This window comes from Tardiphaga sp. GW821-FHT12E02 (assembly GCF_058807155.1).
Map to the genome: position 1 here is coordinate 5,641,632 of NZ_JBXAQK010000001.1, position 22,043 is coordinate 5,663,674.

Below are 22,043 nucleotides of genomic sequence, written 5' to 3' on the forward strand. Positions count from 1 at the left end.
ATAGCCTCACTCGGATGTGGTGAGAACGCAGAGTTACGACGACCATCGATCATCGCCTCTACAGCGTTTATGGATCCCGGCCTTCGCCGGGATGACAGCTACGCCGACAAATCGCCACTCAGCCTGCGATCCCGCAACTCGCGCTTCAGCACCTTGCCAATCGCACTGCGCGGCAGCACATCGACCATGACGACATCATTGAGCCGCTGGAATTTGCCGAGCCGCTCATTGGCCCAGCTCTTGAGCCCTGCTGCGTCTGCTGACGCACCGGGCCGCAGCACGACGAACGCCACCGGCGTCTCGCCCCACTCCTCCGATGGCATCGCGACCACCGCCGCTTCCAGCACCGCCTCATGCTGGACCAGCACGACTTCCAGGTCGCTCGGATAGATGTTGAAGCCGCCGGAAATGACCATGTCCTTCTTGCGGTCCATCAGCGTGAGGAAACCATCCTCGTCGAAGCGTCCGACATCGCCGGTGCGCACATAGAGCTTGCCTGACGCATCGCGCCAGAATGTCTCGGCGGTCTTGCCGGGCTGGTTGAGATAGCCCTTCATGATGGTCGGTGAATGCCCGACCACCTCGCCGATCTCGCCCTGGGCGACGAAATTGCCGTCGTCATCGATCAGCCTGATGTCATGATCGGGCCCCGGCTGTCCGACAGTATGCAGCTTGGTCGGATGTTCATGCGCCAGCAATATGCAGGTGCCGCCGCCTTCGGTCATCCCGTAATATTCGGTGAGACCACCCGGCCAGCGCTTCAACACATCGGCCTTTAGTGCAGCAGCGAAAGGCGCCGAGGTCGAGAATTTCATGACGAAGGACGACAGGTCGAAGCGGTCAAAGTCCTCGACCGCCATGATGCGGCGATACTGCACCGGCACCAGCATCGCGTGGGTGGCGCGATGTTTGGCGCTGAGTTCGAGGAAGCCGCGGGCATCGAATTTCTTCATCAACACCAACGTGCCGCCGCCTGCTAAAGTCGGATTGAAGCAGACCAGTGTCGTGTTGGAATAAAGCGGCGTCGAGAGCACGGTGACCGCATCCGGTCCGTAGCCGAGCGGATCGAGCTGGCCGTATTGCCGCCAGCGCATCTGATGCGTGTGCACGATTCCCTTCGGCGTGCCCGTGGTGCCCGACGAATAGATGATGTTGAACACCCATTCCGGATCGATCGTCACGGGCTCGGGCTTGCTGCCGTCCGGCGCCAGCCACTCCTTGAATGCTTTGCCGGCCTTGCCACCATCAAGCGCCACGCGCTGGATCGCGGGATCGATATCGGCTACCGCGAAGCTGTCGGCGGTCGCATTGTCCATGAACAGGATTTTCGCAGCCGCATCCTTCACCATCGCGGCAAAATCACTCGGCGTCGATGACGGCGCCAGCGGAGCGACAGCGACACCGGCGCGCAGCGCACCGAGGAACGTCGCGGCATATTCGATCGACGAGAGCGCACAGATTGAAATCGCGTCCTGCGGCTTCAGCCCGCTTGCCTGCAGCGACGCAGCGACGCGGTCGATCAGCGCATTGAAATCCGCATAGTTAATGGCGCGATCGGGATCGATGACCGCGGTCTTCTGCGGCAGCCGCTCGGCGGTGTCCCGGACCAGCGCATCGAGCGTAACGAATTCGGGCATCGGTTTCCTCGTTTCTTGTTTTGTCTTGTCCTGCGAGGGGGCTCGAAGGATGGCAAAGCGGGTGATCCCGCCTATATTCACAGCACGTCGCCATGCCGACGGACGGGATCATATCCGATCGGACCTCCGCGAAAAGAGCCTTCATGACACAGCAGACCTCCAAGATTTCAGCCCCGGTTGCGCCGATCCATCTGCATTCCTTTACGACCCATGGCGTCACCGTCAGCGACGACTATGCCTGGCTGAAGGACGCCAAATGGCAGGAGGTGCTGCGCGATCCCGCGGTGCTGGAGCCGGAGATCCGGACCTATCTGGAGGCCGAGAACGCCTATACCGAGAGCCTGCTGGGCGGCACGGCTGCGCTGCAGAAGAAGCTCGTCGCCGAGATGCGCGGCCGCATCAAGGAGGACGATTCGTCGGTGCCGTCGCCCGATGGTCCATGGTCCTATTTGCGCAAATTCCGTGAGGGAGGACAACACGAGCTGTTCGGCCGCACGCCGCGCGATGGCGGCGAGGCGCAGATCATTCTGGACGGCGACGCGCTGGCCAAGAACCACGACTACTTCAAGTTCGGTGAGGCCCGCCATTCGCCCGATCACACGCTGGAAGCCTGGACCGCCGACATCAAGGGCTCCGAATATTTCACCATCCGCGTACGCGACTGGGCGACGGGCAACGATCTCGACGACCTCGTCGAGGAAACCGATGGCGGCGTGGTGTGGACGCTGGATTCGAAGGCGTTCTTCTATGTGAAGCTCGACGACAACCACCGCCCGATGCAGGTCTGGCTGCATCGCCTCGGCACCAAACAGGCTGACGACAAGCTTGTGTTCGAGGAGCAGGATAGCGGCTGGTTCACCCATATTCATGAAAGCGCCAGCGGACGTTTCTGCGTGATTGCCGGCGGCGATCACGAGACGTCCGAGCAGCAGCTGATCGATCTCACGACCCCTGATGCACCGCCACGCCTCGTCGCCAAGCGCGAAGACGGCGTGCAGTATTCGCTGGCGGATCGCGGCGATGAGTTGTTCATCCTCACCAATGCCGACGATGCCATCGATTTCAAAATCGTCACCGCGCCGATCGCAGCGCCGGAGCGCGCGAACTGGAAAGACCTGATCCCCTATCGCGAGGGCATCTATCTCATCGACATGGAGCTTTATGCGCATCACCTGATCCGGCTAGAGCGCGCCAATGCGCTGCCGTCGGTGGTGATCCGCGATCTCGCGACAAATGAAGAACACGCCATTGCGTTCGACGAGGCCGCCTATTCGCTCGACACGCTCGGTGGCTATGAATTCGACACCACCAATCTGCGCTTCGCCTATTCGTCGATGACGACGCCGTCAGAAGTCTATGACTACGACATGGTGACGCGCGAACGCACCTTGCGGAAGCGGCAACAGATTCCATCCGGCCACAATCCGGCTGATTATGTTACCACGCGCATCATGGCGAAGGCAGAAGATGGCGCCGAGGTGCCGGTCTCGATCCTGCATCGCAAGGATTTTACGCCAGACGGCAAGGCGCCGCTGCTGCTTTATGGCTACGGCTCCTACGGCATGGCAATGCCGGCCTCTTTCTCGGCGAATCGTCTCTCCTTGGTCGATCGCGGCTTCGTCTATGCCATCGCCCATATCCGCGGCGGCGCCGACAAAGGCTGGGGCTGGTATCTCGACGGCAAGCGCGACAGGAAGACGAATTCGTTCGACGATTTTGCAGCATCGGCACGTGCGCTGATTGCGGCGAGATACACGTCGGAGAAGAACATTGTCGGCCACGGCGGCAGTGCCGGTGGCATGCTGATGGGTGCTGTCGCCAATCGCTCCGGCGAGCTGTTCTCAGGTCTTGTCGCCGAAGTTCCGTTCGTCGATGTGCTCAACACCATGCTCGACGACACGCTGCCGCTGACGCCGCCGGAATGGCCGGAATGGGGCAACCCGATCGAGAGTGCCGAGGATTTCAAGACGATCCTTTCCTATTCGCCCTACGATCAGGTGGCAGCAAAGGCCTATCCGAAGATCCTGGCTATGGGCGGCCTCACCGATCCCCGCGTGACCTATTGGGAGCCGGCGAAATGGATCGCGCGCCTGCGCGCGACGATGACGGGAGGTGGTCCAGTGTTGCTGCGCACGAATATGGGCGCGGGACATGGCGGTGCGTCCGGCCGGTTCAATCGGCTGGATGAGATCGCGATCGTTTATGCGTTTGCGCTGTGGAGCGTGGGGTTGGCGGAGAGTTGAGGCCTTCAATTCCGCCCTCATCCTGAGGAGCGGCCGTCTTCGGCTGCGTCTCGAAGGATGGCCGCAAGCGCGGAGCCAGGCCAACTCATGGTTCGAGACGGCGCTGCGCGCCTCCTCACCATGAGGGCTGGAGATCAATGCTCCGGTCGTGTCCGCTCGATCAATGCCGCCGCGCCCTTGTCCAGCAAATCGAGCCCCACGGCCCGACCCAGCTCACGCGGGCGCCCCGCCGGCCCCATCCGCGTCACTTCGATGAAACGCTCGCCGGCCTCATCCAGCACGGATGCCGTCAAACACATCTCGCCGCCATTGATCACCGCATAGGCGGCGATCGGCGAGTTGCAGTGACCGTTCAGCACCCACAGCACTTCACGCTCGGCATCGCAGGCCAGATGCGCCGCGGGATCGTCGATCAGCGACAGATGGCGCCGCGTGCCCCAGTCATTCACCGCGCATTCGACGGCGACGATGCCCTGCCCGGCCGCCGGCAGCATCTCCTGCGGCGAGAAATCGCGCACGATGCGACTGGCCAGACCAACGCGCTCCAGGCCGGAACGCGCCATGATCAACGCGTCGGCCGGCCCGACCTCGCCGCCACCCGGCAGGCGCTGCATCTCGCCATTGTCGAGTTTTCGCACGCGCGTATCGGCAGCGCCGCGATAGTGAATGACTTCGATGTCGGGAAAAAGCCGACGCAGATAAGCGGCGCGGCGCACGGCATTGGTGCCAATTTTAAAACCCTTGCCGCGTGACCGCGTAAGTTCATCCAGCGTCAGCCCCGGGCGCAGCACCAGCGAATCGGTCGGCGGATCGCGCACGAGCGTGGCGCCGATCACGAGGCCCGGCGTGTCTTCGTTGCCCGGCATGTCCTTCAGCGAATGCATCGCCGCATGCAGCTTGCCGGCACGCACGGCATCGCGGATTTCACCGACAAAGGCGCCGCCCTTGCCGCCATGGCGCAGCAGGTTGCTGGTCTGGTCGCGGTCGCCGACAGGGTCGAATTTGACGATCTCGACGGCGACATCCGGCGCAGCCACATTCAGGCGGCGCGCGATTTCTTCCGTCTGCGCCAGCGCCATCGTGCTCTTGCGGGTGCCGATGCGCATCTGATCCGTCACGTGTCTCGCTCCGTCGCGCCGCCCACTGCAGGCGGCCATTGCAGCGCGGACAATAGAGCCAGCGCATGCACGGGGCAATGCGCTGGCTCAATGTGCAGGGCGGATAAGGCGTAGCCGCAATCCGCCGGCCGATGGCACGTGGCGAAGATCGGCGGATGACGCTTCGCTCATCCGCCCCTACGCCGCCACGGCAGTCTTCTTCGGCACCACCAGATTGACCAGCACCGCGACGACGATATTCGCAACCAGTGCAATCAGCCCCACATAGACCGTGGCCTGGAAGCTGCCGATCGAGAGCAGATGCAGCGGCTTGAGGCCATCCATCCAAGTCAGATAGGTGCCGCCGAACAGGCCGACCACCCAGCCGGCGAGCAGCGCCGGCGCGGTGAACCAGCCGGTGAAGAGGCCGAAGATCAGCGCCGGCAGGGTCTGCAGGATCCACAGGCCGCCGAGCAGTTGCAGATCGAGCGCAAACTGCGTCGGCAGATAGATGATCACCAGCAACGCACCGACCTTGACCACCAGCGATGCGAGTTTCGCCACCGTGGCTTCGCCGGCCGTATCGATCTGCGGATTGACATAGGCCTTCCAGAAATTCCGCGTGAACAGGTTGGCCGCGCCGATGCTCATGACGGCAGCGGGCACCAGCGCACCGATGGCAATCGCGGCGAAGGCGAAACCAGCAAACCAGCTCGGGAACAGAGTCTGGAATAGCGCCGGCACCACGTCATTGTTGCTGGCGAGCTTGAGCTGCGCCGCATGGCCCATATAGCCGAGCAGGGCGAGCAGGCCGAGCATCAGCGTATAGGCTGGCAACAGCACGGCATTCTTGCGGATCGTCGTCGCGCTCTTGCTGGCGAAGATGCCGGTCAGCGTATGCGGATACATGAAGGCCGCAAGCGCCGAGCCCAGCGCCAGCGTGGCATACGCAAAATACTGGCTCGGCCCGAGCAGGATGCTGCCGGAGCCCTTGGCCTTGAAGGCCGCGTCCGCCATGTTGAACACATTGGCATAGCCGCCGAGTTTGCCGGGGATCACCGAGATCGCCGCGATCACGGCGATGTAGATCATGATGTCCTTGACGAAGGCGATTAGCGCAGGCGCGCGCAGGCCCGACGAATAAGTGTAGAGCGCAAGCACAACGAAGGCTGCGATCAGCGGCAGTTCGCCTTCGAAGCCGAGCGCCTTGACTGCTGCGGCCATGCCGATGAGCTGCAGCGCAATGTATGGCATGGTCGCGACGACGCCGGTGATAGCCACAGCGGCTTCCAGCGTACGCGACGCGTAGCGGCCGTGAACGACGTCAGCAGCGGTGACATAGCCGTTGTCCTTGGCGACCTGCCACAGTTTCGGCATCACCATGAAGACGAAGGGATAGACAAGGATCGTGTAAGGCAGCGCGAAGAAGCCATAGGCGCCGACCGAATAGACGAGAGCCGGTACGGCGATCACCGTATAGGCCGTGTAAAAGTCGCCGCCGACCAGGAACCAGGTGATCCAGGTGCCGAACTGGCGGCCACCGAGCCCCCATTCATCGAGGCTTGCAAGGGTCTTCGGACGCTTCCAATGCGAGGCGACAAAACCCATGACCGTGACGAGGGCGAAGAAAAACAGGAAGACGGCGATTGCCGGAATGTCGAGCTCAGTCTTCATTGGGATAGGTCCGGTAAGCGAGCCACGTCAGGAAAGCGGTCACCGGCACCCAGGCGAGCTGATACCAGTAGAAGAACGGGAAGCCGAACAGCACCGGATCGTGAAAATTGTAGAACGGGATCCAGAGCAATCCGATGAAGGGGATCAGCAACAGCCACAAATAATGGCGGCCCATAGCGGGGCTCCTCTCAAAAACGGGCAGCGCCGGATGCCACGATTATTTTACGGCGCAGAATTTTTCGGGGTGTAGGAGCGCAGCCATGGCGTGTAAACACAACTTCGCCGCAGAGCTGCCATTCGCGTGGCGGACGCGATTTCCCGGGAACTTTTGCGTGATCAGTCGATCACGAAAAACGCCCACCACATCGAAGATGTGATGGGCGTCGATGTCCTGGAATCAAAGTCCGATATCAGCGCGCGCCGAACGTCGTATCGCCGAACAGCGCCTTCTGCGTCGAAGGCTGGGAGCGCCAATATTGCGGCGGCGCCTGGACTTGACCACCGAGTTCGGCTGCTGCATGCCACGGCCAACGCGGGTCGTAGAGAACGCCGCGCGCGATGGCGATGAAGTCGGCCTTACCTGCCTGGAGGATATCCTCGGCCTGCTGCGTCTCGGTGATCAGGCCCACGGCCATGGTCGGCAGCCCCGTCGCCGCTTTCACAGCCTCAGCAAAAGGCACCTGATAGCCCGGCCCGAGCGTGATCTTCTGCTGCGGCGAGACACCGCCGGACGAGACGTCCATCCAGTCCACACCGCGCTTCTTCAGTTCCTGCGCGAAGGCGATGGTCTGCTCGACATCCCAGCCGCCCTCGACCCAGTCCGATGCGGAAACACGCACGCCAACCGGCTTGTTGGCCGGGAAGGCTGCGCGCACCGCGTCGAACACTTCGAGGGGGAAACGCATGCGGTTCTCCAGCGAGCCGCCATAATTGTCGGTGCGCTGGTTGGCGATCGGCGACAGGAATTCGTGCAGCAGATAGCCATGCGCAGCATGAACCTCGACCGCATCGATGCCGAGACGATCTGCACGTTTTGCGGTCGCCGCAAAGGCATCGCGGATGCGCGCGAGGCCCGCGGCATCGATCTCCTTCGGCGCTGATTCACCGGGCTTGGTCGGGATTGCCGAGGGCGCTTCGGCGACCCAGCCACCCTTGTCGGGCGTGATCTGCTGGCCGCCATTCCACGGCGCATTGCTGGATGCCTTGCGGCCGGCATGTCCGAGCTGCATGGCAACTGCCGTTTTCGAATGTTTGCGAATGGCCGCCAGGACGGGCTTCAGGGCCGCCTCGGTCGCGTCGTCGTAGAGACCGAGATCGCCGGGCGTGATGCGACCGATGGCTTCCACCGCCGTCGCCTCGATGATCAGCATGCCGGCACCGGACAGCGCCAGATTGCCGAGATGGATCATGTGCCAGTCGGTGGCACGGCCTTCTTCCGCCGAATATTGGCACATGGGCGCAATGACGATGCGATTGGACAAAGCGAGGTCGCGCAGCTTGGCGGGAGAAAACAACTTGCTCATGAAGGATTCCGAGGCAGGAGGGGCGTGAAGGCCGACGCGGCGCCGGCTCGCAGTTCGAGATTGGGGCAGCGCGCGAAAAAGGCAAGACGGCACGGCGCCGCCAAATGCGCCTTGTTCAAAATGCAGCGGTCCCATGCAAATGAATATGGCTCAAAAACAGAAAGGCGCCCCGGTCACCCGGAGCGCCCTCGATTCATGATGCCGTCATCGCTGAAGATGACGATCGCCGATCAATACGGGCAAACCACGCGGCCCCAGCGACGGCTGAAATAGCAACCCGGAGCCACGAAACGCGGACCGCCATAGAAGCCATAGCCACGGCCGTAACCGCGACCGCCGCCACGATAGAAACCGCCGCCGCGGCCACGGCCGAAGCCGCCACCACGACCACGGCCACCGCCGCCGCGACCACGCTGGGCCTGTGCTGCGGTGCTGCCAGCAGTCAGCATGACCGCAGAGGCACCGATCAGACCAAAGCAATAAACAGAGACAAGCGCCGCGGCTGCGAGGCAGCGGGTCAGGAGGTTACGGCGCTTCGAAGTCGTTTGAGCCATTCTTGGGATCTCCCATTCTGCAGAAGCACGGCTTTAGAATGCTTCCGATGTCGAATTGTTCAACAGAGTTACTCGGCGAGCAATTCCAGTTCACGCATGCTGATGTAGCAGACTTTGAAACCAGACCAGCAATATGGCCGCGGCATGGCGTGCATGCAGTATCGACGCGAGAATAGGATCAAGCGCGAAGGCCGGTCAAGTTGACAGGTGCGCTGTGACTACGAACAAAGACGCATCGTGATTTGCGCTTGTCCCTGTTCATCTTCTCTTCATAGTACCTTGCATTATCCTCGCCGGCTCGGCTCGCAGCTGCGAGATGGTCCCGCCAGCCAGTATCCTGAACACAAAAAGTGAGCCGCATGGCCAAGTCCCGCTACATTCTCGGTCTCAACACCTATGATCACGACGTCAGCGCCTGCCTGCTGCGCGACGGCGAGATCGCTTTTGCAATCGAGAAGGAGCGAATTACCCGCGAAAAGCACGCCACCGGCTTTTACCAAGAGGTGATCGAATACTGTCTGCAGGCCGAAGGCATCGGCCTGAACGATGTCGAGCTGGTGGTCAGCAATTGCTACATCCTCCCGGTTCCGGAGATGGAGGACCGGCTGATCTATCAGGACATGCCCGGCTTCCTGCCCGAATATGAACGGCAGGATGCGCGGCGCCATCCGCTGTTCCGGTCGCGTAATGGCAAGGTCGTCGCCATCTCGCACCACCTTTCGCATGCTTACAGCGCCTTCGCCGTCTCGCCTTTCGAGGAAGGCGCTGTGATGATCGTCGATGGCGTCGGCAGCTATCGCTCCGACGTGATGGAGCCCTACCCGGCCGAAGACGGCGGCTCGCCGCTCGCCCGCGAATCCGAGAGCTACTATACGTTCAAGGGCACCCAGCTCGACTGCATCAAGAAAGTCTGGATGGAGCCGGATCGTGGCTTCCTCAGCGACGAATTCACCAACATGCCCGGCCTCGGCGCGCTCTACAGCCGCGCCTCGACCTATGTGTTTGGCGACTGGAATAAATGCGGCGAGTTGATGGGCCTCGCGCCTTATGGACGTCGCGAGCAATTCCCCTCGCTGATGTCGATCGATAATAACAAACTCTCGGTGCCGCGCTGGTCGGCCGAATTCGACCAGCCCTATGTCGCTGACAGCGAAGGCAAGTGGGACACCAGCCCTTCCATGAAACACTGGGAGGATCTCGCCTGGCGCGTACAGGACGACACCGAAAAGGTGCTGCTCGCCCGCGCGCGCTGGCTGCGCGAAACCACCGGTGCGAAAAATCTCTGCATCGCCGGCGGCGTCGCCTTGAACTGCGTCGCCAATGGCCGCCTCGCGCGCGAAGCCGGTTTTGATAATGTCTGGATCCAGCCCGCCGCCGGCGACAACGGCATCGCCATCGGCTGCGCCTATTATGGCCTGCTCGAAGTGCAGAAGCAGCCGCGCAGCTATGTGATGAAGCACTCCTACACCGGCCGCGCCTATGACGACCGCGAAGTGGAAGCCGCGACCCAGCGCACGCTGGTCAAGGCGCAGACCACCACGGTTCGTAGCGACAATATCTGCCGGGATACGGCGAAACTGCTCGCCGACCAGAAGGTGATCGGCTGGTTTCAGGGACGTTCGGAATATGGCCCCCGCGCGCTCGGCAATCGCAGCATCATCGCCGATCCCCGCCATGCCGAAATGAAGGACATCCTGAATTCACGCGTGAAGCACCGGCAGCCGTTCCGGCCGTTTGCACCGCTGGTGCTCGCCGAGCGCTGCGAGGAAATATTCGAGGGCAAAGAGGATTCGCCGTTCATGCTGATCGCCAAGCCGGTGCGGCCGGAATGGCGCGACCGCATTCCGGCGATCGTGCATGTGGATGGCACCGCGCGCGTGCAGACGGTGACCGAAGACACCAACCCGATCCTGTATCGCCTGCTCAAGGAGTTCGAAGCGCTTACCGGCGTGCCGGTGCTGCTCAACACGTCATTCAATGTGAAGGGCGAGCCGATCGTGGAAACGCCGCGCGATGCGATGGCGTGTTTCATCAATACGGGAATCGATCACCTGATCCTGCATGACCGGATCGTGTCGAAGACGGCCGCTCATCGCGTCGTGGCGCCGCTGGTGCGGACCTATATGGATATCGCGGGACTGGTGACGTCGAGCGTGAGATAGGCAATCCTTCCCTCTCCCTTTGTGGGAGAGGGTGGATCGAACGCGGAGCGTTCGAGACGGGTGAGGGGTAACCACAAGCTCGGAGCCTAGCCGTACCCCTCATCCGTATTCGCTTCGCGAAGCCACCTTCTCCCACAAGGGGAGATGGAAGAGGAACGCTTTAAGCCGCCCGCACCGCGTTCAGGAACTTGCCGACTTCATCCTTCAGCCGCGTCGAGTCCGACGACAGCGATTGCGCTGCGGACAGGACCTGCGTCGAGGCTGAGCCGGTCTCGCTGGCACCACGCTGGACGTCGGTGATGTTCGACGACACCTGCAGGGTGCCCTGAGCAGCCTGCTGGACGTTGCGCGAGATCTCCTGCGTCGCGGCCCCCTGCTCTTCCACCGCGGACGCGATGGTGGATGCGATCTCGGACATACGGCCGATCGTGTCGCCGATCTCCTTGATGGCGCCGACGGATTCCTGCGTCGCCGCCTGGATACCGGAGATCTGGGTCGAGATCTCTCCGGTCGCCTTGGCGGTCTGCTCGGCCAGCGCCTTCACTTCGGAAGCGACCACCGCGAAGCCGCGGCCCGCTTCGCCTGCACGTGCCGCCTCGATGGTCGCGTTTAGCGCCAGCAAATTGGTCTGGCCGGCGATGTTGTTGATGAGTTCGACCACGTCACCGATACGGGCGGCGGCGCTGGCGAGTTCGCTGACACGATCATTGGTCTTGCGGGCCTGATCCACGGCCTGATTGGCGATATTGGCAGATTCCTGCACCTGACGGCTGATCTCGTTGACCGACGACGCCATTTCCTCGGTTGCCGACGCAACCGACTGCACATTGGTGGAAGCCTGTTCGGACGCGGCGGCGACGGTGGTGGTCAGTTCCTGCGAACGTTCTGCCGTGGCGGTGAGCGTGGTGGCCGACGCCTCGAGTTCGGTCGATGCTGACGACACGGTTTCGACGATCTCGCCGATCATCGCCTCGAAAGTACGCGTGATGCCATCGACACGGCGACCACGCTCGATCTTGGCTTCGGCATCGATGGACGCCGCCTCGTCTGCCGCACGCTTGTCGATCAGCGCCTGTTTGAACACCTGCAGCGTATCGGCCATCGCGCCGATTTCGGTCTTCTCGCCCTGGTGCGGCACATGCGCGGTGAGATCGCCGGTGCCGAGTGCCTGCATCGGCTTCACGATGGAGGCGATACCCGACGACACGTCACGCACCAGATAGATGCCGACGGCAATACCAATGACCGCGGAGAGGCCGATGATGGTCATGACCATCAGGAACGCCGAGTTGTAGCTATCGACCGCCTTCTCGCCAGAAGCAGCAGCGCCCTTGTCGTTGAATTCGATGGCCTTGCGGAGAGCAAAATCAGCCTTGGACCCGAGCGGATTGATCACATTCAGGTTCAGCTCGTGCGCTTCCTGACTGGACTTACCGAGATTCTTACGATTGAGCGCGAAGACTTCCTTGCTGCGCGTCAGATAATTGTCCCACTCCTTCGCCCATTCGTTGAAAATGGCGCGCTCTTCAGGCGAGGAAACCAGCCTGTCATAGGTGGCACGCTCTTCGCCCACGCGCTTGACGATGACGTCGATGCCCGTTTCGGTCTTGCCCATCTGCTCGGCATTGGCGGCCAGGATGTGAGCGCGGACAAGATTGCGATAGTCAATGGTGCTCGCGCGCAGACCGCCCAATACACGAATGCTCGGCAGCCAGTTCTTCTGGATCTCCGACGAGTTGGTATTGATCATCTGCATTTTGCTGACGGCCAGAAGACCCATGCCGGTCATGGCAATGAGCAGGAACGCGATGACGGTCGTGATCTTGGCACGAATGGAGAAGCTCGCGAGCATAACTATCCTATCCCTCGGTTTTCGACCGTTGGCTGAGCACAATGACAAAGCTGGATTTTTTTGTTTCCGCGAAGAAGCAGCATCGACTGCCGACGTCATGGGCGGATTGGCGTCAGAATTTCACTTTCTGCGCCTGCTACCTTGACGGTAGAAAGTTAAAAACAAGTGGAGTTGTGCGCACTCGCCGTTGCGTTCCGGCCTGCGCAATCGATTGAGAAACTCAAAGAAAAAGGGCCGGCGTTGTGACGCCGGCCCTGATCTGAATATTGATGATCAGGCTGCGCGCACCGTATCGAGGAAGCGACCCACCTGCTGCTTGAGCCGACCGCTTTCCGACGACAAAGACTGCGCCGCCGACAGCACCTGCGATGATGCGGTGCCAGTCTCGCTGGCGCCGCGCTGGACATCGACAATGTTCGACGAGACTTCGCGGGTGCCATGCGCCGCCTGCTGAACATTGCGGGCAATCTCTTGCGTGGCTGCGCCCTGCTGTTCGACCGCTGATGCGATGGTCGAGGCGATCTCCGACATCTGGCCGATGGTGGTGCCGATCTCCTGGATCGCCGAAACCGATTCGTCGGTGGCCGTCTGGATGCTCGCGATCTGTGCGCTGATTTCCCCGGTGGCCTTTGCCGTCTGTTCGGCCAGCGCTTTCACTTCAGCGGCCACGACGGCAAAGCCGCGACCGGCATCGCCCGCGCGCGCGGCCTCGATCGTCGCATTAAGCGCCAGCAGATTGGTCTGGCCAGCGATGGTGTTGATCAGCTCGACCACCGCGCCGATGCGGCCGGCCGCGCGCGACAATTCGCCGACACGGTCATTGGTTTTCTGCGCCTGAGTAACTGCAGCGCTTGCGATGCGCGACGATTCCTGAACCTGGCGGCTGATCTCGTTGATGGAGGACGTCATCTCCTCAGTCGAGGACGCCACCGACTGCACATTGGTCGATGCTTCTTCCGACGCTGCCGCGACCATGGTGGTGAGTTCCTGCGAGCGCTCAGCCGTCGAGGTGAGCGTGCCCGCGGAACCTTCCAGCTCGCTCGATGCGGACGACACCGCTTCGACGATCTGGCCGACGGCGGCCTCGAAATCATCGGCAAGCCTGACCATGTCGCGACGACGTTGCAGGGCAGCCTGCTGGTCCTGTGTCAGCTTGGCTTCAGCTTCGATACGCGCCTTCTCCTCGGCCTTGACCTTGAAGCCCTCGACTGCGCGCGCCATGTCGCCGACTTCATCCTTCCGCGCCAGACCAGGCAGCACGACGCTGAAATCACCGTCCGCGAGGCGCTTCATGCCAGCGGTCAGACCGGACAGCGGGCCGATAATGCTGCGGGCGATCAGGAATGCGATGACCACACCGATCAGGGTGGAAGCCGCAGCGACAACCGTCTGCAGCGTCGTGGTGGCCGAAATCTGCTCATTGGTCGCGGCAACCGTCTGCGATTGCGCCTGCTGGATGCCGGTCTTGACGACTTCGACACGGGCGATCGCATTGACGATGAGAGGACTGATCGACTTGTTGAAGATCGCATCCGATGCCTGCATGCTGGCGGCGGCCTTTTCGAACAGCGATGCGTAGCTCTTCAGATTGGTGCGGATGGTGCCGAACAGCGTCGCCAGCGTCGGCGGCATCTGCATCTTTTCCATCTCGCCGATCTGCTGCTCGGCAATGCGCGCCTGATCCTTGAAGGCCTCGATGTGCTTCTCGTCACGGCTGCTGAAGAAGCGCCAGTTGGCGATCTGCACCATCAGCGTATCGGATTCGAGCTTGGTCGAGCCCTGACCATATGTGGTGTTGCGGGTGCTGATCGTGAGCTTGCGGAGGCTGGATGACAGTTTGTCGCCGGCCTCCTGCAGCACTTCGCGCCCGGCCACCACCTGCTTCACCGCGTCGCCCAGCGCCTGCCGCTGCCTGGTCACCTCGGCGACATCCTTCGCGATGGCTTGATAGGCGGTACGACGCTCTTCGGAGCGGCTCGCCTTCATCACCGTATCGACGCTTGTCGCCAGACTGGCGAGGCGCCTATCCGCATCCGCGATCGATGCTTCGTCCTGATCGAAGGAATAGCGCAGGATGGCGCCGCGCACCGCCTGCAGCTCCGACGCCACTTCGGCGGCACGGATCGTGTTGTTCGACAGATGGGTCATGGAGCCGACCCGCGTGCTCACTTCGGTCATCTGCCAGACTGCGAAGGCAGAACTCGCCAATCCGAACAGAACCAGGGCGCCGAAACCGCCATAGAGGCGGCCGCGGATGCGAAGATTGAGCAACGACATTACAGGCATTCCTTGCTGGATCGACGTAACGTTAGGCGGCCCGGACCGAGTCCAGGAACCTGCCGACTTCAAGCTTGAGACGTCCGCTCTCGCTGGACAGCGACTGCGCGGCGGAGAGAACCTGGGACGAGGCCGAGCCGGTCGCCGTGGCACCGCGCTGGACATCGGAGATATTGGCGCTCACTTGCATGGTGCCATGGGCCGCCTGCTGGACGTTGCGCGCGATTTCCTGAGTCGCGGCGCCCTGCTCCTCGACAGCGGACGCGATGGTCGATGCGATCTCGGACATGCGGCCGATGGTGTTGCCGATCTCGGCAATCGCATTCACCGATTCCCGCGTCGCCGTCTGGATGCCGGAAATCTGCTGCGAGATTTCGCTGGTCGCACTCGCCGTCTGCTGGGCGAGTGTCTTCACTTCAGATGCAACCACCGCAAAGCCGCGGCCGGCATCACCGGCACGTGCCGCCTCGATGGTCGCATTGAGGGCGAGAAGGTTGGTCTGGCTGGCGATGGTGTTGATCAGGTCGACCACATCACCGATGCGCGCCGCAGCCTTGGCCAGTTCGGCGACACGTTCATTGGTCTTGCGGGCCTGCTCCACCGCGGAATTGGCGATGCTTGCGGATTCCTGCACCTGCCGGCTGATCTCGTTGATCGAGGACGACATCTCTTCGGTCGATGAGGCCACGGCCTGGACATTGCCGGATGCTTCGTCGGAGGCATTGGCGACCGCCACAGTGAGCTGCTTGGCCTGCTCGGCAGTTGCCGTGAGGCCGCCTGCAGAGTCTTCCAGCTGCGACGATGCCGAGGAGACATTGTCGACGATGTTGCCGACCGCCCGCTCGAAGCCATCGGCGAGATCGGCCATTTCGCGCCGGCGCGCTGCCGCGGCCTGGCTGTCCTGATCGATCCGCGCCGCGGCTTCATCGCGCGCCTTGCGTTCAGCATTGTCACGGATCACCGACACGGTCTTGGCAATATCGCCGATTTCATCGCCGCGCCGCGCACCGGGAATCACCACGTCGAGATCGCCACCGGCCATCCGGCCCATGGCCGCATTGAGACGCGTCATCGGCCGAGCTACGCCGAAGAAACTGAACACCATCGATCCGATCAGAACCGTAACGACAGCGACACCGAGGGCCAAATTGATCTGGCCTGAGCGTTCCATGGTCGCCGCAGCCTGATTTCGCGCATCCGCTACGGCCTGTTTGGCAGCAGCCACAGCTGCCGACACCAGCTCGCCGGCGGCCGCCGCTGTCGGCGTCAGTTTCTTGCGGACGATGTCGCTCTTCTGGTCGTTGATCTGGATGGCTTCATCGGTCGCCGCCATGAATTTCCGCATGTCGGCACTGAGCTGCGTCAGCCCGTTCTGCACCAGTTCGCTGTCCTCGATCACGCTGGCCTTGGCAAGCGCGTCGTTCAGCACTTTCGCCTTGGTGACGATCAGCCCCTTTTGAACGATTTCGTTCAGCGAAGCATAGCGCCAGGCAGCCGCCTGCACGGCATTGACGGCATTGTCGGCGGCTTTCAGGTGATTTTCGACGTCGGCCCAGTTCGGCGCCTGATTCACCGCGGTGGTGAGGCGCATCTGTTCGAGATGCCTGTTCCAGTCGAGCACGGCGACATTGCGCGTGCGGTAGAGATCCAGCAGTTTCTTCTGTAGCGCGGCGATCTCATCGGCCGCCCCGACGTAAGACGCCGTCAGTGCCTTGATCTTCGCGAAATTGTCCCGGTTTTCCTGGCGAAGCGCCATCGCGATATTGCCATCGAGGATCGTATCCTGCGCGGCCTTCGCCGCCTTGATCTCGGCGACGCTCTTGTCCATCTCCGGCGTCGTGATCGCGATGCGCAGGCTCTGGCTGGCTGTCTGCATGCTGCGCATCAGCGCATCCGCCTCGCGCGCGCCATCGGCGATCTGCTGCTGGACATCGGCACGGCGATTGACGTCGGAGACCTCGGTCTCCGTATGCATTTGATTGGCGACCACGCCGATGGACAACAGGATGCCGATCAATCCGGCCAAACCGAGCTTGTTGCCGACGCGGTTTATCTTCGCCATGCCACTCACTTCCCGCAACGGCATAGACCGGCCCGCGCGCAGACGAAGCCTGCACGGCTGGAGGCGGCGCTGCCAACAGACGCTAAACATCGGAGTTATTGAAGCAGCAACACCATGCACTGCCCGCGAGGACGACGACCTTGCGGGTCTGAGGCAATAGCCGCGAACCGTGGGGCCTGTTCTCGCGGGTTCAGGAGTACCACCGGATTCCTGACACAATCGTTAATTGCCGGGCCAGGCAGCATCCACCGCGCTGCACAAACTTAGTGCAAGCCAGCGATCAAATTGCAGGCGTCAGTGTGACAGAATCTTCGACAGGAATTGCTGCGCGCGATCGCTGCGCGGATGGCCGAAGAAGTCCTCCTTCTGCGCATCCTCGACGATCTCACCAGCATCCATGAAGATGACGCGGTTGGCGACCTTCTTGGCGAAGCCCATTTCATGGGTCACCACCATCATGGTCATGCCTTCCTTGGCGAGTTCGACCATGACGTCGAGCACTTCATTGATCATCTCCGGATCGAGCGCCGAGGTCGGCTCGTCGAACAACATGCAGATCGGATCCATCACCAGCGCGCGCGCAATTGCCACGCGCTGCTGCTGACCACCCGAGAGCTGGCCGGGATATTTCTCCGCATGGGCGGTGAGGCCGACGCGCTCCAGCATCGCCATCGCCTTCTTGCGCGCCGCTTCTTCCTTGCGGCCGAGCACGATGGTCTGGCCGAGGCAGAGATTCTCGACGATCTTCAGATGCGGAAACAGTTCGAAGTGCTGAAACACCATGCCGACGCGCGAACGCAGCTTCGGCAGGTCTTTTTTCATCTTGGTGACATCGAGCCCGTCAACCGTGATGGTGCCTTCCTGGACGGGCTCCAGCGCGTTCACGGTCTTGATGAGCGTCGATTTGCCGGAGCCCGACGGGCCGCAGACGACAACGACCTCGCCCTTCTCCACTTGTGTCGTGCAGTCCTTCAGCACCTGAAACTGCGGATTGTACCACTTGCTGACTTTGTCGAGGGTGATCATGGGCATGGGGACAACCGTGCTGGCTAGCGGATGATGCTGATGCGCTTCTGCAAGCGCTTCACGAAGAAGGAGGCAGTGAAACTGATCGCGAAATAGACGACGGCGGCGAACAGATACATTTCAGTGAGGCGGCCGTCGCGCTGCGCAACCTTGGACGCAGCACCGAGAAAGTCCGTGATCGACAGCACGTAAACCAGCGACGTATCCTGAAACAGCACGATGGTCTGCGTGAAAATCACGGGCAGCATGTTGCGGAAGGCCTGTGGCAGCACGACATAGCGCATCACTTCGCGATAGTTGAAGCCGATGGCATAGCCCGCATTGACCTGACCGCGCGGCACCGACTGGATGCCGGCACGCATGATCTCGGCAAAGTAGGCGGCCTCGAACAGCGTGAAGGTGATGATCGTCGATGTATAGGCGCCCACCTGCACCGGCTGATCGGCGCGAATGATCCACTGCCCGATATAGGGGCTGAGGAAGTAGAACAGGAAGATCACCAGCACCAGCGGCAACGAGCGCATCAGGTTGACATAGCTCGCAGCGACGCCGGAAAGCACTGCATTCGACGACAGCCGCATCATCGCGATCAACGTGCCCAGGATCAGGCCGAAGAAGGTTGCGATGGCTGTGAGCGTCAGGGTGAAAACCATGCCCTGATAGAAGAGGTAGGGAAGGCTGCGCCAGATAACATCGAAATCGAATGTGCTGAACATTGCTTATTTCCCCACATTGAAGCCGGGGATGACCAGCCGTTTTTCGATCAGGCGCATGCCGATGGTGACGACGGCGCTCAGCAGCAGATAGATGCCCGCCGCAGCGGTGAAAGCCTCGAAGACCTGAAACGAGAATTCCTGCATCGAGCGCGCCTGCGCAGTGAGTTCGAGCACGCCGATCGTCAGCGCTGGCGCCGTGTTCTTGATCGTGTTCAAGAATTCCGACGTCAGCGGCGGGAAGATGATGCGATAGGCCAGCGGCAGCAGGATGTAGCGATAGGTCTGCCAGGTGGTGAGACCGATCGCCGTGCCCGCCATGCGCTGCCCCTTCGGCAATGCATTGATGCCGGCGGTGACCTGCGTGGCCACGCGCGAGGACATGTAGAAGCCAAGCCCGAGCATCGCGGCAATGAAAGGCCCGTTGCGCAGCTGCTTGACCCACATGCCGAATTCGCCCGGCAACAATTCCGGAACGACGAAAAACCAGATGAACAGCTGCACCAGCAGCGGGATGTTACGGAACAGCTCGATATAGGCATTGCCGATCAGAACCGGCCAGCGCGACGGTAGCGTGCGCATGATGCCGACGACAGAGCCGAGCACGAAAGCGATGATCCAGGCCACCAGCGCGAGCAGGACCGTGACCTGAAGTCCGCTCATCAGCGAGGCAAAATAGGTTCCAGTCGCATCCGGCGTCTGGTCCCAGAAGATCCCCCAGTTCCAATTATAGTTCACCTAGCGCCCCCGATACGCAGTCTGACAAGCTCTCATGCAATGGCTGGGCCATTGCCTATCCTCCGTCATGCGCGGGCTTGCCCCGCGTATCCCCGTCGTTGCCATCAGCAGCGAAAGACGTGGATGGCCGGGACAAGCCCGGCCATGACGGAGTTAGCAGCAATTACAGATAAGCGTCCGGATCAGCCGAATCCGATGGCTTGGCAAAAGCCTTGGTCTGTTCCGGGCCCATCGGCACGTTGAGGTTCAGACCCTTCGGGGGGATCTTCTGAGTGAACCACTTCTCGTACAGTTTTGCGCCTTCCGGGCTCTTGTAGAGATCGGCCGTCGCGGTATCGGCGACCTTCTTGAAGGCGTCGTCGCCCTTGCGCAGCATGATGCCATAAGGCTCGGGCTTCGAGAACGCGTCCTTCGAAATCACGTAGGCATTGGGATCACGCGCGCCAGCAGCGAGCGAAGCGAGCAGGATGTCATCCATCACGAAGGCGACCGCACGATCCGTCTCGACCATCAGGAACGCTTCCGCGTGATCCTTGGCCGGCACGATATTGATGCCAAGGCTGCGCGCGGCATTCGCTTCGGTCAGCTGCTTGATATTGGTGGTGCCGGAGGTCGAGACCACCGTCTTGCCCTTCAGATCGTCGATCTTTTCGAGCTTGGCAGTCTTCTTGGAAACGAAGCGGCTGGCGGTGAGGAAGTGGGTGTTGGTGAACGACACCTGCTTCTGGCGATCCGCATTATTGGTGGTGGAGCCGCATTCGAGATCGACGGTGCCATTGGCGATCAGCGGAATGCGCGTCGCCGAAGTCACGGGATTGAGCTTCACTTCGATCTTGTCGTTCTTCAGTTCCTTCTTCACCGCCTCGACAATCTTGTAGCAGATGTCCATGGCGAAGCCGACGGGCTTCTGATTGTCATCGAGATAAGAGAACGGCACCGAGGAATCGCGGAAGCCGATGGTGATGGCCCCGGTGTCCTTGATTTTCTTGAGCGTGCCGGTGAGCTCTTGCGCACTGGCCTGGCTTGCGAAAGCGGCGGCGATCACGCCCCCCAACAGAAAAAGTCGTTTCATAGTCCCTCTCCTCACAACTCCGGTCTCACACCGGGCTCCTCCGAGCACACTGGCATGTCCGCCCGTCATGCTTGCACAAACGGGGCCAAACGCAAATGCCTCCTCCGGCAAATCACGGATAAGCCGGGCGAGTGCGGAAGTGATACGTTTAAAGGAGGCGGTTGGTTCTCGCGTGTCCGACGAAAGATGGAGAACGCGATCAGGCGGATCGTCGCAGTATGACGATCCTGCTACAGAGATCAGGCAAGTGCTGCGACGCCGATCGTCCGGCGCTGCTTTTGCGCTGCGACAGCCTCGCCGAAGGCGAGAAAGAGTGTGCGGTTGATCGGATTGATCTGCGGATCATATTCGGCATGCCATTGCACCCCGAGCGCGAAGCTCGGTGCATCCGCAATACGAATGGCCTCGATAGTCCCGTCCTCGGCGATGCCCTCGACCACCACCCGCTCACCAGGCATCTCGATGCCCTGCCCGTGCAGCGAATTGACCGTGATGGTCTCGCGCTTGAGTAGGCTGGCGAAGGTGCCGTTGCTGGTCAGATGCACGTCGTGACGATCGGCGAAGACCACGGCGGGGTCGGGATGGATTTCGCCATTTTCGAGCCGCGGCATCCGGTGATTCATGCGGCCTGGAATTTCGCGGATTTCCGGATGCAGCGTACCGCCAAAGGCGACATTCATTTCCTGCAGGCCGCGGCAGATCCCGAAGATCGGCACGCCGCGCGTGACGCACGCCTCCACCATCGCCAATGCCACATCGTCGCGCCCGTTATCGTAAGGCTCGTGACGCACACAGGCCTGCATGCCGAATCGGGCGGGATGGACATTGGCGCGAGCGCCGGTGAGCAGGATGCCATCGACGATATCCAGCACCTCGGCGATATCGGTGATATCAGGCGTGCCGGCGAACATCATGGGCAAGGCGCCAGCGACCTCGGCCACCGCGCGAAGATTGTTTTCTCCGGCCGCCTGGACGGAGAATCGGTTCTCAATGCGGTAGGCGTTGCCGATCACGCCAATGACTGGCCGGGACTTCACTGCCATCGCTTCCGGTCGAACATATTATGACGGAACGACGATAACCGAGATTTGCTGCGAAAACGATACGCAATGGAACAGAAGCCCCATCTTTCCGCGCATGGGAGAAAAGTCGACTGATGCAGGAAGGCGAAGCACCTACGCTCAACCCATCCTACAGACTGTCGATGTTTGGAAACCTGGACCTAAGGGCAGGATGGTGGGCGCGACAGGGATCGAACCTGTGACCCCTTCCATGTCAACGTGGAAGTCGTACGCGCATCTCGTTGATTTCTATTCACTTTCGATCGCGCTGGTAACGGCTGGAAAAGCCCCATTTTCACGTTTTTCCGCAGTTTTGTGGAAGTCTCGTGGAAACGTCGCTGCCGCGGCGGGG

16 protein-coding genes are annotated in these 22,043 nt (G+C 61.5%); 2 read left to right on the plus strand and 14 right to left on the minus strand.

Annotation, left to right across the window (positions count from 1 at the left end; all coding sequences use genetic code 11):
* Nucleotides 1-98: 98 nt before the first annotated feature.
* Complete coding sequence (locus tag AC1RQ5_RS26485) at nucleotides 99-1,637, minus strand: class I adenylate-forming enzyme family protein (RefSeq protein ID WP_493202949.1); 1,539 nt, start codon at nucleotides 1,635-1,637, stop codon at nucleotides 99-101.
* 143 nt (nucleotides 1,638-1,780) lie between these two features.
* On the opposite strand from AC1RQ5_RS26485, the gene AC1RQ5_RS26490 reads away from it, so the two are divergent.
* Complete coding sequence (locus AC1RQ5_RS26490; RefSeq protein ID WP_493202951.1) at nucleotides 1,781-3,880, plus strand: S9 family peptidase; 2,100 nt, start codon at nucleotides 1,781-1,783, stop codon at nucleotides 3,878-3,880.
* Nucleotides 3,881-4,014: 134 nt separating this feature from the next.
* Here AC1RQ5_RS26490 and hemC read toward each other — a convergent pair whose 3' ends face one another.
* The 5 genes from hemC to AC1RQ5_RS26515 all read right to left on the minus strand — a co-directional run bounded on the left by hemC (nucleotide 4,015) and on the right by AC1RQ5_RS26515 (nucleotide 8,728).
* Nucleotides 4,015-4,986 (minus strand): hydroxymethylbilane synthase, encoded by a 972-nt coding sequence (gene hemC / locus AC1RQ5_RS26495; protein ID WP_493203583.1) that lies wholly within the window; start codon nucleotides 4,984-4,986, stop codon nucleotides 4,015-4,017.
* Nucleotides 4,987-5,175: 189 nt separating this feature from the next.
* Nucleotides 5,176-6,651: a monocarboxylate uptake permease MctP gene (mctP, locus tag AC1RQ5_RS26500; protein WP_493202953.1), complete on the minus strand. Its 1,476-nt coding sequence runs from the start codon at nucleotides 6,649-6,651 to the stop codon at nucleotides 5,176-5,178.
* The gene (locus AC1RQ5_RS26505; RefSeq protein ID WP_398480680.1) at nucleotides 6,641-6,826 is read right to left on the minus strand and encodes a DUF3311 domain-containing protein; all 186 of its coding nucleotides are present in this window, start codon (nucleotides 6,824-6,826) and stop codon (nucleotides 6,641-6,643) included. The genes mctP and AC1RQ5_RS26505 overlap by 11 nt, the downstream gene beginning before the upstream one ends.
* A 235-nt stretch (nucleotides 6,827-7,061) precedes the next feature.
* Nucleotides 7,062-8,174, minus strand: a complete 1,113-nt coding sequence (locus AC1RQ5_RS26510) for an NADH:flavin oxidoreductase/NADH oxidase (protein ID WP_493202955.1) — start codon at nucleotides 8,172-8,174, stop codon at nucleotides 7,062-7,064.
* Between the two features lie 230 nt (nucleotides 8,175-8,404).
* Complete coding sequence (locus tag AC1RQ5_RS26515; RefSeq protein ID WP_398480675.1) at nucleotides 8,405-8,728, minus strand: hypothetical protein; 324 nt, start codon at nucleotides 8,726-8,728, stop codon at nucleotides 8,405-8,407.
* A 359-nt stretch (nucleotides 8,729-9,087) separates the two neighbouring features.
* Here AC1RQ5_RS26515 and AC1RQ5_RS26520 point away from each other — a divergent pair, with 359 nt between their 5' ends.
* On the plus strand, nucleotides 9,088-10,890 hold the full coding sequence (locus AC1RQ5_RS26520; RefSeq protein ID WP_493202957.1) for a carbamoyltransferase family protein: 1,803 nt from the start codon (nucleotides 9,088-9,090) through the stop codon (nucleotides 10,888-10,890).
* A gap of 160 nt (nucleotides 10,891-11,050) precedes the next feature.
* Here AC1RQ5_RS26520 and AC1RQ5_RS26525 read toward each other — a convergent pair whose 3' ends face one another.
* The 8 genes from AC1RQ5_RS26525 to AC1RQ5_RS26560 all read right to left on the minus strand — a co-directional run bounded on the left by AC1RQ5_RS26525 (nucleotide 11,051) and on the right by AC1RQ5_RS26560 (nucleotide 21,673).
* Complete coding sequence (locus AC1RQ5_RS26525; RefSeq protein ID WP_493202959.1) at nucleotides 11,051-12,742, minus strand: methyl-accepting chemotaxis protein; 1,692 nt, start codon at nucleotides 12,740-12,742, stop codon at nucleotides 11,051-11,053.
* A 273-nt stretch (nucleotides 12,743-13,015) separates the two neighbouring features.
* On the minus strand, nucleotides 13,016-15,019 hold the full coding sequence (locus AC1RQ5_RS26530; protein ID WP_493202961.1) for a methyl-accepting chemotaxis protein: 2,004 nt from the start codon (nucleotides 15,017-15,019) through the stop codon (nucleotides 13,016-13,018).
* 31 nt (nucleotides 15,020-15,050) lie between these two features.
* Entirely contained in the window at nucleotides 15,051-17,081 is a 2,031-nt protein-coding gene (locus tag AC1RQ5_RS26535; RefSeq protein WP_493202963.1) for a methyl-accepting chemotaxis protein, read from the minus strand.
* Between the two features lie 294 nt (nucleotides 17,082-17,375).
* Nucleotides 17,376-18,107: an amino acid ABC transporter ATP-binding protein gene (locus AC1RQ5_RS26540; RefSeq protein ID WP_398477859.1), complete on the minus strand. Its 732-nt coding sequence runs from the start codon at nucleotides 18,105-18,107 to the stop codon at nucleotides 17,376-17,378.
* A 23-nt stretch (nucleotides 18,108-18,130) separates the two neighbouring features.
* Entirely contained in the window at nucleotides 18,131-18,823 is a 693-nt protein-coding gene (locus AC1RQ5_RS26545; RefSeq protein ID WP_398477849.1) for an amino acid ABC transporter permease, read from the minus strand.
* A 3-nt stretch (nucleotides 18,824-18,826) separates the two neighbouring features.
* Complete coding sequence (locus tag AC1RQ5_RS26550; RefSeq protein WP_398477847.1) at nucleotides 18,827-19,558, minus strand: amino acid ABC transporter permease; 732 nt, start codon at nucleotides 19,556-19,558, stop codon at nucleotides 18,827-18,829.
* A 163-nt stretch (nucleotides 19,559-19,721) separates the two neighbouring features.
* Nucleotides 19,722-20,630 (minus strand): amino acid ABC transporter substrate-binding protein, encoded by a 909-nt coding sequence (locus AC1RQ5_RS26555; RefSeq protein ID WP_493202966.1) that lies wholly within the window; start codon nucleotides 20,628-20,630, stop codon nucleotides 19,722-19,724.
* A 239-nt stretch (nucleotides 20,631-20,869) separates the two neighbouring features.
* Nucleotides 20,870-21,673, minus strand: a complete 804-nt coding sequence (locus tag AC1RQ5_RS26560) for a gamma-glutamyl-gamma-aminobutyrate hydrolase family protein (RefSeq protein WP_493202968.1) — start codon at nucleotides 21,671-21,673, stop codon at nucleotides 20,870-20,872.
* Nucleotides 21,674-22,043: the final 370 nt, after the last annotated feature.